This is a genomic window from Citrobacter sp. Cm038 (assembly GCF_030333105.1).
GTDB lineage: Bacteria > Pseudomonadota > Gammaproteobacteria > Enterobacterales > Enterobacteriaceae > Citrobacter > Citrobacter murliniae.
In genome coordinates this window covers 318,893-333,365 of record NZ_JAOWGO010000022.1, presented here as the reverse complement: position 1 = coordinate 333,365, position 14,473 = coordinate 318,893, and the positions used below count along the sequence as shown (strand labels likewise).

The 14,473-nt window shown below is 49.4% G+C and carries 13 protein-coding genes; 2 read left to right on the top strand and 11 right to left on the bottom strand.

The window, feature by feature from the left end:
• Positions 1–51 precede the first annotated feature (51 nt).
• The 7 genes from OGY01_RS12930 to allA form a co-directional block, all read right to left on the bottom strand.
• Positions 52–1,512 carry an allantoin transporter gene (locus tag OGY01_RS12930; RefSeq protein WP_045440766.1) on the bottom strand — a complete coding sequence of 487 codons (1,461 nt, stop codon included), beginning with the start codon at positions 1,510–1,512 and terminating at the stop codon, positions 52–54.
• A 96-nt stretch (positions 1,513–1,608) separates the two neighbouring features.
• Entirely contained in the window at positions 1,609–2,859 is a 1,251-nt protein-coding gene (locus tag OGY01_RS12925; RefSeq protein ID WP_502873409.1) for an MFS transporter, read from the bottom strand.
• Between the two features lie 68 nt (positions 2,860–2,927).
• The gene (gene glxR, locus OGY01_RS12920; RefSeq protein ID WP_045440763.1) at positions 2,928–3,806 is read right to left on the bottom strand and encodes a 2-hydroxy-3-oxopropionate reductase; all 879 of its coding nucleotides are present in this window, start codon (positions 3,804–3,806) and stop codon (positions 2,928–2,930) included.
• Positions 3,807–3,904: 98 nt separating this feature from the next.
• Positions 3,905–4,681: a hydroxypyruvate isomerase gene (gene hyi, locus OGY01_RS12915; RefSeq protein ID WP_045440757.1), complete on the bottom strand. Its 777-nt coding sequence runs from the start codon at positions 4,679–4,681 to the stop codon at positions 3,905–3,907.
• 12 nt (positions 4,682–4,693) lie between these two features.
• Complete coding sequence (gene gcl, locus OGY01_RS12910) at positions 4,694–6,475, bottom strand: glyoxylate carboligase (protein WP_045440745.1); 1,782 nt, start codon at positions 6,473–6,475, stop codon at positions 4,694–4,696.
• A gap of 84 nt (positions 6,476–6,559) precedes the next feature.
• Positions 6,560–7,411: an HTH-type transcriptional repressor AllR gene (allR, locus tag OGY01_RS12905; protein WP_045440736.1), complete on the bottom strand. Its 852-nt coding sequence runs from the start codon at positions 7,409–7,411 to the stop codon at positions 6,560–6,562.
• A 45-nt stretch (positions 7,412–7,456) separates the two neighbouring features.
• Entirely contained in the window at positions 7,457–7,939 is a 483-nt protein-coding gene (allA, locus tag OGY01_RS12900) for an ureidoglycolate lyase (RefSeq protein ID WP_286493389.1), read from the bottom strand.
• A 226-nt stretch (positions 7,940–8,165) separates the two neighbouring features.
• Between allA and allS the strand changes: the two genes are divergently transcribed.
• Entirely contained in the window at positions 8,166–9,092 is a 927-nt protein-coding gene (allS, locus tag OGY01_RS12895) for an HTH-type transcriptional activator AllS (RefSeq protein ID WP_045440732.1), read from the top strand.
• A gap of 69 nt (positions 9,093–9,161) precedes the next feature.
• The gene (mnmH, locus tag OGY01_RS12890; RefSeq protein ID WP_286493193.1) at positions 9,162–10,256 is read left to right on the top strand and encodes a tRNA 2-selenouridine(34) synthase MnmH; all 1,095 of its coding nucleotides are present in this window, start codon (positions 9,162–9,164) and stop codon (positions 10,254–10,256) included.
• A 54-nt stretch (positions 10,257–10,310) separates the two neighbouring features.
• On the opposite strand, the gene OGY01_RS12885 is transcribed toward mnmH, so the two are convergent.
• From OGY01_RS12885 to OGY01_RS12870, 4 genes are all read right to left on the bottom strand, one after another.
• On the bottom strand, positions 10,311–10,970 hold the full coding sequence (locus OGY01_RS12885; protein WP_045440727.1) for a methionine ABC transporter permease: 660 nt from the start codon (positions 10,968–10,970) through the stop codon (positions 10,311–10,313).
• On the bottom strand, positions 10,963–11,979 hold the full coding sequence (sfbB, locus tag OGY01_RS12880; protein WP_045440724.1) for a virulence-associated ABC transporter ATP-binding protein SfbB: 1,017 nt from the start codon (positions 11,977–11,979) through the stop codon (positions 10,963–10,965). The genes OGY01_RS12885 and sfbB overlap by 8 nt, the downstream gene beginning before the upstream one ends.
• A gap of 62 nt (positions 11,980–12,041) precedes the next feature.
• Positions 12,042–12,872 (bottom strand): MetQ/NlpA family ABC transporter substrate-binding protein, encoded by an 831-nt coding sequence (locus OGY01_RS12875; RefSeq protein ID WP_200012250.1) that lies wholly within the window; start codon positions 12,870–12,872, stop codon positions 12,042–12,044.
• Positions 12,873–13,173: 301 nt separating this feature from the next.
• Positions 13,174–14,307: a porin gene (locus tag OGY01_RS12870; RefSeq protein WP_045449479.1), complete on the bottom strand. Its 1,134-nt coding sequence runs from the start codon at positions 14,305–14,307 to the stop codon at positions 13,174–13,176.
• Positions 14,308–14,473: the final 166 nt, after the last annotated feature.

Below are 14,473 nucleotides of genomic sequence, written 5' to 3'. Positions count from 1 at the left end.
CAGATAATTTTTATACATAACTCACGCTTAAATAAGCGCTTACTGACTTCATCACATCTGCCCTGTGGCTTTTTGCGCTCCGGCTGATTCAGCAACCGATTTTTTCTTCAGCAAGGCATAGGCAACAAATGCGACAATAACGCCAACAAACCACGACACTCGCGATAACGGTTCGAGTAGAGGAATAAATTTACCTCCCAGTGAAAGAATGACTGCCACTAACGTTACGGAGAAGGCTGTCAGATTAAATCCGTTTTCATAATATTGGTAATCACCGCTGGCGGTATATAATTCATCAAGATTAATTTTTCCACGCATCACGACAAAATAATGCGCTAACATAACCCCAATAACAGGGCCAAGCATCCCGCCGATAATATCCAGAAACAGATAAATACTGCTCTGATTTTCCATTAATTTCCACGGACAAATCAGCAAACTAATAATACTGGCGATCAACACACCGTTTTTATACGTTAACTTAGTAGGTGCAATAGCGGCAATCTGATAACCAGCAGGAATAATATTACCGGTAGCGTTCGTAGAGATTGTAGTCATCAAAATAACCAGTACCGCAAAAAACGAGGCAAATAAACTGTCCCAACGCTGCACGATATCCAGCACATTCCACGTATCCATTCCGTAATGAATACTGGCACCGGCGATTATGCACACGCTGGCAATGGCAAACAGCACGTATGCGACAATGAGCCCCAGCGTCTGGCCCAACGCTTGTTCACGAAATGAATGGGCATTTTGCGTGAAATCGGATGCACTCACCGCCGGAGCGGCCCATACCGCAACAACCGCGTTGATAACAACCAGAAACAGGAATCCGCTGTTGCCCGCCTTTTGCACGCCGCCAGGAATGTAGTCCAGAATCGGTCCAATTCCTACCAGGGATATCGCCCAGATAGCCATCCCGCCGAATACAATATAAATACAGGGGTTGAGGATTGCGGTAAATTTATTTAATACCTTACCACCACCAAAACCAATACCGACATTAATGAGCCAAAAAATAAGAAATGTAATCAGCCCCGGCAGAGAAAGCCCTAATAAGGTAAAGTCACCGCCCAGCGTTAAAAAACCTGGCCATATCTTGCCAATCAGAATAAGAAATGCCAGCGATCCAGCGTAACATTGCAGACCGAACCACATAATTGCTGCAATCCCCCCTCTCAAGAGTCCCGGGAAGAGCGCTCCGCGTACGCCATACGAGCCACGCAGAATCATTGCAAAAGGTACACCGTATTTACTTCCGGCTGCACCGTTCATTACCATAACTAACGCAATAAAAAATGCACTAATAATAATAGCCAGCATGATGCTGAATGTGGAAAGTCCAAGAATAAAGAACCCGCCAACCATAACGTAATTAGGTACGTTATGCACAGAACCCATCCATAATGTAAAATAGTTGAATGTTTTCCAGTTTCGTTGCTCGGCTGTTTTTGGTAATAAGTCGTCACTATAACCACGTTGTTGATATAGATCTCTTTGATGTTCCATAAATCCCTCTGGTCACGTATCGGATAACGTTGTAATGGGTTTAGCTATGCGGAACAAAAACAATAGAAAATAAGTTAAATAGTTTTAATTATATTTTTATGCTGAAGCAATGACTGTCGTTGCTTTCTTTTTATATAATGTAACGGCCGCAAAAATAAGCGTTCCGGTAACAACCAAACAGGCGGAGATAACAAAACTTATTTCTTTAGAGCCCGTCAAATCAGAAATAAATCCGGTTAATGTTGGCGCAATAACCGCTGAGCTCATGCCAAAGAAGTTAAACAGGCTAAATGCTCTGCCCAGCGTTTTTGATGACGCTTGCTCAGAAACAAAGGAGATCAGAATCGGATCCACCGCCATTTTTCCCAGTAAACCGTACAGAGTCAGGCTGACCATCAACATGGTAGTATTCGGCGACAACACCGTAAATACCAGCATTGCGGCGGCCATGATCTCCAGACCAAGAATGACGTTGACTTTGCTGTTGCGAAACTTATCGGACAGATGGCTAAAGAATAATGCGCCAGGGACACCCACCACGGCGACTAACGCCGAGGCCACCCCAATCGCGCCGCCATCAAATCCTCGTTCAGTCTGCAGATAAGACGGAAGCCAAGTCACGATCAGGTAATAGCCATAGCAGGTACAGAAGTAGAGGAAGTACACGCTACATAACAGACCCGAAAATAGTGGCGGGCTCTTCTCTTCTGACGCCGTTCCCGTTTGAATTTTCTGATCTGCAGTAGGTACTTCATTTTTTGCCTTACCACGGATAACCAAAGTGAATATGCACAGCATCACCACCAGAATGGCAGCAACCAGGAACAACACATTTTGCCAGGCCATGTTCATGCTTTTTACCAGCACGCTGGAACCGATTAATCCGATCCCCATCCCAATTGCAGAGCCACTATTAATAATGGCATTTGCCAGTGCCCGACGAGCCTGTGGGACATTTGCCGAAGAGAGTGAATACGCTGAACTAAAGAAAGAGGCGCAGCCCGCTCCCGCCATTAGCGAACCAGCATAGATCATCACCAGTCCAGTGGCTTTTGCAATACTCAGCGTACCAATAATAAACAGCGTAAACCCACACATCAGCATAATTTTCTGGCCAAGCTTATCTACCAGAATTCCGCAGGGAATTTGCATGCTGCAATAGGCGAAGAAATAAAAACTGGCAATGGCGCCTATTTCAGCGTTGCTGACATTACCCAGCGATGCCTGAATCTCAGGATAAATAGGTGTGAGCACGGTGCGATATATCCATATTGCTACCCAACCCAAACTCATTACAACGACAATCTTCTTCCAGTATTCGATACCGGATTTATTCTTTTCACTCATGACATGCACCTTTCCAAAGTGTGTCTGATTAAAATGTATCGCTGCAGTGAGCGCAGCGATACAAATGATCATGATAATTTATGATTTGCCATTAATTCCAACGCCTGAACCATTGCCGAGTGATCTAACTGGCTCCCGCCATTCGCGGCACAGGTATTAAATAATTCCTGACAGGTTGCCGTATTAGGCAAATTCAATGACAGAGCCTTAGCGCTTTGTAATGCAAGATTAAGATCTTTTTGATGCAATGCAATTTTGAAACCAGGCTCAAAGGTGCGCTTGATCATACGCTCACCATGTACTTCCAGAATACGAGAAGAGGCAAACCCGCCCATTAATGCCTGACGAACGCGAACAGGATCCGCGCCAGCTTTCGAAGCAAAGACTAACGCCTCTGAAACAGCTTCAATATTTAAGGCAACGATAATTTGGTTAGCCACCTTACAGGTTTGACCATCACCATTACCGCCTACCAGCGTGATATTTTTACCCAGAATATCAAACAGCGGTTTGACCCGTGCAAATACATCTGACTCACCGCCAACCATAATGGACAAGGTACCTTCGCGAGCGCCAATTTCCCCGCCAGAGACGGGCGCATCGAGGTAATCCCCGCCCAACTCATTAACCTGTTTCGCAAAACGTTTGGTTTCGATAGGAGAGATAGAACTCATATCGACAATGGTTTTTCCCTGCAATGCGGTTTTGGCACAACCGTGTTCGCCAAAAAGCACTTCTTCCACCTGCGGCGTGTCCGGAACCATTATGAAGATGATGTCTGCAAAATCAGTTACCTGACACGCAGTTTCAACATTAACTGCCCCCAATGACAGCAATTCGTCCGCAACCGGACCAATGGTCGTGACATGTAATTGATGTCCGGCGCGAGCCAGATTAATCGCCATTGGCGAACCCATAATACCCAGGCCAATAAATCCCAGTTTCATTTTAACCTCTTATATCTCTGTCGATTTTCCCGAATTCAGGCAACACAATCCCCTTCCAGCAAAGTGGAAAAATGGCGTTACCTGAAATTCCTTAAAAATTATCGATATTGATTAATCCACGATAATCCCGCTTCGGTGGTGGTCAATGGTTTATATTCGCAACCAATCCAACCGTCATAACCTGATTTATCGATAAACTTAAAAATAAAGTCATAATTAATTTCGCCAGTCCCCGGTTCTCCGCGACGAGGGTTATCAGCAATTTGCAAATGACCTATTTTATTTGCCCACGTGGTCATGGTCTGGGTTAATTCCCCTTCCATACGCTGCATATGGTAAATGTCATACTGAATCTTGATATTATTGCAACCGACGCTATCGATTAAAGCCAGCGCCTGCTGGGTCCCGGTGAGATGGAATCCAGGAATATCAAAATGGTTGATCGGCTCAATCAGCAATAAAATATCTTCTTGCGCTAACATATTTGCCGCATAGCGCAGGTTTTCCACCAACGTCGGCTGGATCTGTTCGGCAGAAAACCCCGCAGGCGTTTTCCCTACCAGACAATTGATCTTCTTATTGCCGAGCCCCTTCGCATAACGAACAGCCGCCGCGACACCATCGCGAAATTCTTCTTCGCGACCCGGAATACAGGCGATACCGCGTTCACCCGCCGCCCAGTCTCCGGCAGGAAGATTATGCAGCGTATGCTCCAGTTGATTGGTCTGCAGTTTTTCCTTTAATACATCAATGTCGTAATCGTAGGGAAACATAAACTCTACGCCACGAAATCCCGATTGTGCCGCTTTATCGAAGCGTTCAAGAAAACTGTATTCCAGAAACAGCATGGAAAGATTGGCTGAGAAACGTAACATCTGTCACCCCTTCTATTCGTATTTCATAAAACAGGTTTCGGTTGGCGCATCCATCGCACCGTCGGCAATCTCTTCAAACTCGGTTACATTATCCAGCTCACTGCCCATAGAGATGTTGGTCACGCGCTCAAGGATCACTTCGACCACAACCGGAACGCGGTACTGCGCCATCAGAGCTTTGGCTTGTTCAAATGCCGGAGCAAGATCTTCAGGTTTAAATACGCGGATGGCTTTACAGCCTAATCCCTCAGCCACTTTGACGTGATCGACGCCATAGCCGTTTACTTCGCTGGAGTTGATATTTTCGAACGCCAGTTGCACGCAGTAATCCATATCAAAAGCGCGCTGCGACTGGCGAATCAGGCCGAGATAGGCGTTGTTGACCAGCACATGGATGTAAGGAATGTTGAACTGTGCGCCCACCGCCAGTTCTTCGATCAGGAACTGGAAGTCAAAATCACCGGAAATCCCAACAACGTTACGCGTTGGGTCAGCCACACAAACCCCTAATGCCGCCGGCAGCGTCCAGCCAAGAGGGCCAGCCTGACCGCAGTTGATCCAATGACGGTCCTTAAATACGTGCAGCATTTGCGCAGCGGCAATCTGAGATAATCCAATAGTCGTGACATAGCAAACATCGCGACCAAAGGCTTTATTCATTTCTTCATAAACACGCTGTGGTTTTACCGGGACATTATCGAAGTGGGTTTTACGCAGTAATGTGCGTTTGCGTTGCTGACACTCAGCAACCCAGGTATTCCGACATGGCAAACGACCCGCCTTATGCATCTCCTGAGCCACGTCAATCAGCTGTGTCAGTGCAGCTTTAGCATCGGAAACAATCCCCAAATCTGGACACAGAACACGTCCAATTTGCGTCGGCTCAATATCGATATGAATGATTTTTCGCCCTTCGGTATATTTCGCGACAGAACCCGTGTGGCGGTTAGCAAAACGGTTACCAATACCGAACACCATATCAGAGGCCAGCAGCGTGGCATTTCCGTAACGATGCGCCGTTTGTAAGCCCACCATCCCCGCCATTAGCTCATGATCGTCCGGGATACATCCCCACCCCATCAACGTAGGGATTACCGGAACGTTGATCAGCTCAGCAAAGCGCTGCAACAGTTGAGAAGCATCGGCGTTAATGACGCCACCACCCGCAACAATGACCGGACGCTCTGACTGAATCAGCATTTCCACCGCTCTCTCAATCTGCATCCGGCTTGCAGTTGGTTTGTAAACAGGCAACGGCTCGTACATGTCAGGATCGAATTCGATTTCCTCTACCTGCACATCAAACGGTAAATCGATCAACACCGGGCCTGGACGACCGGAGCGCATCAGATGGAACGCCTGCTGCAATACGCGAGGTACTAAAGCCGCCTCACGCACGGTGACAGCCATTTTACTCACCGGCTTAGCAATCGACTCAATGTCCACCGCCTGGAAATCTTCTTTATGCAAACGGGCTCGCGGCGCCTGACCGGTAATACATAAAATAGGAATAGAATCGGCTGATGCGGAATATAACGCGGTAATCATATCGGTTCCCGCCGGGCCTGAAGTGCCCAAGCAAACACCAATATTGCCTGCCGTCGCACGCGTATAGCCTTCCGCCATATGGGAAGCGCCTTCAACATGACGAGCCAGAATATGACGGATGCCTCCATGCTTACGCATTGCGGAATAGAACGGGTTAATTGCCGCTCCTGGAACCCCAAATGCGGTGGTGATACCTTCTTTTTCCAGCACATACATTGCCGCGTCAACGGCTCTCATTTTTGCCATTTTCTTTCTACCTCTATTTATTGGAAAAATTTTCCAACATTGAAAAAATCCAAAAAAGTCCCGCTCCTCTGAGCGGGTTGCGACTTAAGCTACGGGGGCTTTTAAACCCAGCGCCGTACTGATATCTCGTGCAGTATCCCGTACCAGCTCCCCCTGACTGATAAAACGATCTTCCGTCAGTCTGGATGCGGGGCCCGAAATAGAGATGGCAGCGACTACGCTGCCTGCATCGTCATAGATAGCTGAAGCGATGCAATTCAATCCGATAACATGTTCTTCATGATCAACGATATATCCCTTCTCACGCGCCTGTTCCAGGTTCCGGAGCAGAGTCGGAAAATCCACCAATGTCGTTGGCGTAAACTGCTGTAACCCCGTTTTGACGACAATGTCCATCAGCTCCTCTTCCATTAGCGGATAAAGCAGCGCTTTCCCCGCCCCGGAAGCATGTAGTGGCATTCGACTCCCCAAAGGTGCGCACATTCTTACCATTGATTTGCACTCCTTCTGACCAATCAACACCGCTTCAGTACCATTGCGAATCGCTACGTTGACCGTTTCACCAGACAACAGCATCAAGCGTTGCATAAAAGGTCCGGCTACCGACAGGACATCGCGGTTATGAATATACGCGGAGCCTACATTGAATACGCCTAAACCGATATGCCACCAACCTAACTGGCTGTCCTGATAGACAAAATCAGCACCCTGTAAAACTTTCAACAGGCGAAAAGTCGTGGAGAGCGGTAAATCCAGACTGCCGGAAATATCGCTAACTGACGAACTGCCTCCACTTCTTTCGAGATACTGCAAAATCGCAATGCCTCTCTCAAGCGCCTGAGCGCCTTTCTGCGCAACCGGCTCCGCCTGTCCAGGCCTGCCGCGCCGTCTTACTTCCGTCTCCACTACGTTTACTCCGGCCCAAAATATGAGCATAAACAATGAACAATATGCGCATATTAAGCAAGAAGGCCGATAGCGTCACGCAAAACAGAGTTCATATGCCGGGATACTTTCAACATCGCAATTATCGCTACCACCGCGATCGACGGTCAGAAAATCGGTCACGGTTTGCCAGGCAAACAGCGGGTGATGCCAGACATTTCGGTGGTAATTCACGCCCTGTTGGCCATTGGTGATAAAGGCTCTTAAGGTGGAAAGGTCAGGTTTGTCCTCGCCGAGTGCGACAATCACCACAAACGCTTCGCCATTCATAGGCATAAATGCCTGAGTGCCTAGCGGGTGGCGCTCCAGCTCATGCACAACAATGGGCACCGCCGCCGGTTGCGCGCGGTTGATACTGATGAGCGTGCGATCCTGCTCAAGGATCTCCACATTGGCCAGGTCGTGATAACGTTCAACGAGCCCATCATTGATATGAAAAAAATCACGTTTGTGCGTTTCTATGACATCGCCATAAACGCTGAACGTGTGCTGATTTAACGGTAATACCTCTAGTTTCATCATCATTTCCTTGTAACTGAATTCCGCTGAACCGCAGTCAGAACACTTACGGCTTCAATACCATGCAATCTAAAACCTTCGTGATTTAACATCAACACAAAAATTGGAAAAATTTTCCAAAACTAGATTTAGACCACAATTTAAACAAGGCCATTATGCAAAAATACTTATAAATCAGAGATCAAGAAATCAGGCTTGTAGAAGATCATTAAGGGAGTAGCTGACGATGTTTGACCCGGAAACACTGCGTACCTTTATCGGCGTCGCCGAAACGGGAAGTTTCTCCCGGGCGGCAGATCGCTTGTGTAAAACCACGGCCACCATCAGTTACCGCATTAAGCTTCTGGAAGAAAACACCGGCGTCGCGCTGTTTTTTCGCACCACCCGAAGCGTGACGTTAACCGCCGCAGGTTCTCACCTTCTTACCCAGGCAAAAGACTGGCTCGCCTGGCTGGACAGCATGCCCAGCGAATTACAGCAAGTGAACGACGGCGTAGAGCGCCAGGTGAATATTGTGGTCAACAACCTGCTGTACAGCCCTGAAGCCGTCGCTCGCCTGTTATCCTGGCTTAACGCCCGTTACCCCTTTACTCAGTTTCACTTTTCCCGGCAAATTTATATGGGCGTTTGGGATTCACTCTTATACGAAGGATTCTCGCTGGCCATCGGCGTCACCGGCACGGAACCGATGGCGAACACCTTTACCCTCGATCCTTTGGGTTCTGTTCAGTGGCGATTTGTCATGTCGGCAGATCATCCCCTGGCAGACGCCAGCGGCTCATTAACAGAAGCGCAGTTGCGCCGTTTTCCGGCAATTAACATTGAGGACAGCGCGCGGACCCTGACCAAACGGGTCGCATGGCGTCTTCCCGGTCAAAAGGAGATCATCGTCCCGGACATGGAAACCAAGATTGCGGCGCATCTTGCAGGCGTGGGTATTGGATTCGTTCCGCAGCCGCTCTGCCAACCGTTACTGGATAGCGGCCAACTGGTCAGCAGTATCATCCCGACCATGCGTCCCCCCTCCCCCTTAAGCCTCGCGTGGCATAAGTTTGGCGCGGGTAAGGCCGTAGAAGATATTGTGGCGCTGTTTACCCAGCGAAAACCGGAAATCGCCGGATTTTTAGCAATTTTCAACAATGCACGCGATTGAAAATCAAGTCATCCTCTCATTTGGCGCGTAAAATAGTACGCAGGATGATTTGAGGTTTAGTGTTCTACTATGCAAGACAGACAAACAAAACAGGACTATCGTGCGATTCTGCTCGCCGGTACGCCTTTAATCGATGTACGCGCGCCCGTCGAATTTCAACAAGGTGCCATGCCTGGTGCAATTAACCTGCCTTTAATGGATAACGAGGAGCGTACCGCGGTCGGCATCTGTTACAAGCGTCAGGGACCGGAAGCGGCACTCGCGCTTGGGCATCAACTTGTCAGTGGTGACATCCGTCAACAGCGGATGAAAGCCTGGCAAGATGCCTGTCGTCTACATCCTGAGGGATATTTATGCTGTGCGCGCGGCGGTCAGCGCTCGCATATTGTGCAGCAATGGCTGCGCGAATCCGGCATCAATTACCCATTGATAGCAGGCGGGTATAAAGCGCTTCGGCAGGCGGCGATGCAAGTGACCGAAGAACTGGTACAAAAACCCATCATCTTAATTGGCGGCTGTACCGGGAGCGGTAAAACGCAGTTGGTGCAACTGCAGCCGAACGGCGTGGACCTCGAAGGTCTGGCGCACCATCGCGGCTCTTCTTTTGGTCGCACGGTAGAACCCCAACTGAGCCAGGCCAGTTTTGAAAATCTGCTGGCGGTCGAGATGCTGAAAACCGATAGCCGTCAGGACCTGCATCGCTGGGTGCTGGAAGATGAAGGCCGCATGATTGGTGCCAATCATTTGCCCGAATGCTTGCGTGAACGCATGGCTCAGGCATCCATTGCGGTGGTGGAAGATCCCTTTGAGCTGCGTCTGGAACGCCTGCGTGAAGAATATTTCGTGCGCATGCACCACGATTTTACGCAAGCTTATGGGGAAACCCAGGGCTGGCAAGAGTACAGCGAATATCTGCACCACGGTCTGTTCGCTATTCGCCGTCGTCTGGGGTTACAACGCTTCACAGAGCTCACCGCATTGCTCGATGTTGCTCTGACGGAACAGCAGACTAATGGCGGTACCGATGGTCACATGGGCTGGCTGGTGCCATTACTCAACGAATATTACGATCCGATGTATCGCTATCAGCTGGAAAAGAAAGCCGCAAAAATTGTTTTTCGCGGCACATGGCAGGAGGTTGCCGACTGGGTTCAGACGCAGTAATAGAATTCGCATGCCGGGCTTAGCTACGCTTGCCCGGCCTGTTATTAGCGCGTATTAATGCCTGTCACGCTTGTCGGCACGTTTCGCCAGCCAGTCGCCAAATACCTGTACGACCTGCACCAGAATAATCAGTGCCACCACGGTGACAATCATCACCTGGGTTTCGTAACGGTAATAACCGAAGCGAATAGCCAGGTCGCCAACGCCACCGCCGCCAACAATTCCGGCCATTGCGGAGTATCCAATCAAACTCACCAGCGTTATCGTCAGTCCACGCAGCAGACCCGCGCTGGCCTCCGGTAACAGAACCGTACAGATAATACGCATCGGGCTGGCGCCAAAGGCTTCTGCCGCTTCAATGATTCCTTTATCAACCTCACGCAGCGCGCTGTCCACCAGCCGGGCATAGAACGCAATTGCCGCAACAGAAAGCGGTACCGAAGCCGCAATCGGTCCGATGGTATTACCGAGCAGAAACTGCGTTAGCGGCAGCAACAGCACCAACAGGATCACAAACGGCACCGATCGGATGATATTCACCAGCACGGAGCTGAGCAGATAGACAAAACGGTTCTGCCAGAATAAATGCCTGTCAGTAACGAAAATGAGAAAGCCCAGCGGCAGACCGCCAATAATCGCCAGCACCGTCGAGATGCTAAGCATCTGGAAAGTTTCATTGAACGCCAGTGTCAAATCCGGCAATAAATCATCCACGAATCACCTCCACCTGTGCAGTACGTTGACGAATATGTTCCACGGCGGCATCCACCGCGCCAGGATTATGCGGTGCAGTCAGTTGCACCACTAAGATCCCCAGCGCACGCTCACCGATATACTCAATTTTGCCGTGCAGGATATTCACCGCTACACCAAACTTTACCGCCACTTCAGACAACACCGGCTGTTCTGCCGAGTCGCCGATAAACAAGATTTTCAGCAATTGACCGGGCAGATGTTCCCGCAGCCGTTCCGGGAGCGTCAGATTGAGCGTATGCGATACCAGTTGCTGCGTGAAAGCATGCTGCGGGTGGGCAAAGACATCAAACACTTCGCCTGTTTCCACCACTTTCCCGCCTGACATCACTGCCACACGATCGCAGATAGATTTGATCACGTTCATTTCATGAGTGATCAGCACGATCGTGATCCCCAACTGTTGGTTGATCTGTTTGAGCAGAGCCAGAATAGTGGCTGAGGTTTCCAGATCCAAAGCAGAGGTGGGTTCATCGCACAGCAGCACATCCGGGTGGTTGGCAATAGCGCGGGCAATGCCAACACGCTGCTTTTGCCCACCACTAAGTTGTACGGGATAACGGTTAGCCTTATCGGACAGCCCAACCAGTGACAGAATTTCCGTCACGCGCGGTCCGATTTTACTGCGCTCCCACCCGGCTGCTTTCAGGCTGAAGGCGACGTTTTGCGCAACGGTTCGGGTATGCATCAGATTAAAGTGTTGGAAAATCATTCCAATACGCTGGCGGGCCTTACGTAAATGCCCCCCTTCGAGCGCAGAGATTTCTACTCCGTTAACCTTTACGCTTCCCTGACTTGGGCGTGTTAAGGCGTTCAGGGTGCGCAAAAGCGTACTCTTTCCCGCACCGCTGGTACCGACAATGCCAAATATCTCACCCGCGCCGATACGCAGGCTGACGTCATCAACCGCCCTTGTTGACGGCCCACGGCCTGCGGTGAAATCCACGCAAACCTTATCTATCTCAATCATAGCCACCTCAGAAATGCGAAAAGGGCAGTCATCGCTGCCCTGTTAAACCTTTTGCGCAGCGATTATTTGGCTGCCGACATCCATTCCGGTTTCTGGAAGGCACTGTAGATATTTTTCGGATCGTCAATCACCGCACGATAGGCCGGAGATTTCACCGCCTCAACAATATCTTTAGCGAACGGTTTATCCGCATCTTCAGTGCGTACCGCGATGATATTTTTCAGGTTCTCATCCAGATGTTCTTGCTTAATGGCACTGGAGAGATCCAGTTTTGCCGCGACAGCAAAGTTGCCGTTGACCAGCGCCCCGGTTACGCCATCCAGCGTACGCGGCAGTTGCGCGGCTTCCAGCGGCTTAAAGATCAACCCCTTCGGGTTGCTGGCAATATCGCGCTCGGAAGCTTTGGTCGGATCGATATTGTCTTTAATGGTGATCAGATCGATTGATTGCAGGAAGCGCAGACCACGAGCCAGGTTGGTCGGATCGTTTGACAGGGTGATGACATCCCCTTTCTTCAGCTCATCCAGGCTTTTGATTTTATGCGAGTAAAAACCCATTCCGGCCGTAGGGACCACAATGAGCTTGCTCAGTTTCAACTCTTTATCAGCGGTGAATTTGTCAAAATAGAGCGAGTGCTGGAACAAGTTAGCGTCAATGCTACCGTTGGAGAGTGCCATATTCGGCTGGACATAGTCACTGAATTCGCGCACCACTACCTTGTAGCCTTTCTCTTTCAGCGTCGGGGCAATGGCCTGTTTCACCATATCACCATATGGACCCGGCGCAACACCGAACACGATGGTGTGCGGATCGCTATTCGCATGAGCAAACTGTAATCCACAGGCCAACAACAGTACCCCGCTCGCGACGCGTAAACTCTGACGCAATCCCATAACTTCTCCATTTTAACGTTGTGATGTAATGTCCCACGCCGTTCATGCGGCGTTGTTTTTTTTGGCCTGCTTAACAGGCTGATTCTTAACATGACACAGATCACAGCCTGCTGTCCTTGAAATTATTTCATGATGTTGCGAAGTATGTCGTTGAATGAGTAAGGAAGGCGCTTATGCAAGTTTCAGGAATGAATAGTTGAAAAACGAAAAAGCCGGATAGCATCATCCGGCTTATAGGCGGTGCCTGGTCAAATACCCGATTAGCATCGCACCATCGGGCATCTGTTTTAGCAGGGCGTTCTTAGAAATCGTAGCGCAGACGCACCAGGTTCATGTCGCCCAGGTTGTCGGTGCTGGAGGTAAAGACGTGTTCGTAATCCACACGGAAACCATAATCCAGCTGGAAGCTGATACCCAACCCATTGTCGGTACGCAGATAGTTACGACCATTCACGTATTCGATACGGTCGCCCATGAAGTAAGGCTGGATGGATTTAACCGCATACTGACCAACCGGGAATGTGTAACCAGCAAAGTATTCCAGACCCCATGCGTCACCAGCAAAGTAGTCGTTAACCGATACTTTTTTGGTGGTCATGAAGTTTTGGTACCAGCCGCCACCCAGTGAGAAGGTCCAGTTGTCCGGTTTCCAGCTCAGTGCGGTACCAACGATGTTCTGATCGTAAGTTTTGCTACTGTTGCCGCGCATTTCCGCACGGGTATAGTTCCACGCGGTACCCCAGGTTAAGTCATCAGTGATGTGGTAATCCACGCCCAGAGAGCCACCACCTTTACGCTTGTAGCGCAGGCCGTTATTCGGGTTGTAATCATCGCTGAACAGATAAGAAGCGTAGAGATCAACATCCCCAACAGCTTTCTTATACTTCAGAGACTTACGCGTGCGATATGAGCCATCGTAGTCGCCATTAATACCGTTACCTGGCGCCTGACCGATCATGTCGTAGTCCCAGATATCCGTTTTCGCACCGACCACATCATAGTAAATGCTGTTCTGTTGACCGAAGGTCAGTGTACCCCAGGTCGCGCTTTTCAGACCGGTGTACAGCATACGACGCGTGGTATCGTTGGCGCCGTCAGCGTAGTGATTATCCCAGTTGAACATGGCCGGGAAGTTAACGCCCAGCTCGTAGTAGCTCACCCAACTGATGTCATCAAACAGATAGTAGTCAGCAGCAAAGCGGAAACGCGTGCCGCCGTCAAAACCATTACGTTTGTAACCATTCTTACCATCATCGCCAGCCATATTCTGGAACTGTGGACGAATACTCCCGCCGACGGTGAAGTTAAGACGGCTCAGCGGATTGCCCGCCTGCGGATCTTGTTTCAGGACCGTGATTTCCGCCTGAGAAGCGAAAGTCGTTAATGCCACTGCTGCGCCGATCGATACCGCCAGCGCTGTTTTTTTTATAGTCATGGTTTTACCTTGATAGATAGCCTGCCAATTATTCAGCATGCAAATATTAACTTTTATTAACCCTGTCGTGTTGGCGGTTTTTTATTGATTTGTGCTGTTAAATATCAAGGAGTTATCAATTTGTGCCCTATAGAAAAAAATACGCACCGATATAAAAAACCGGTGC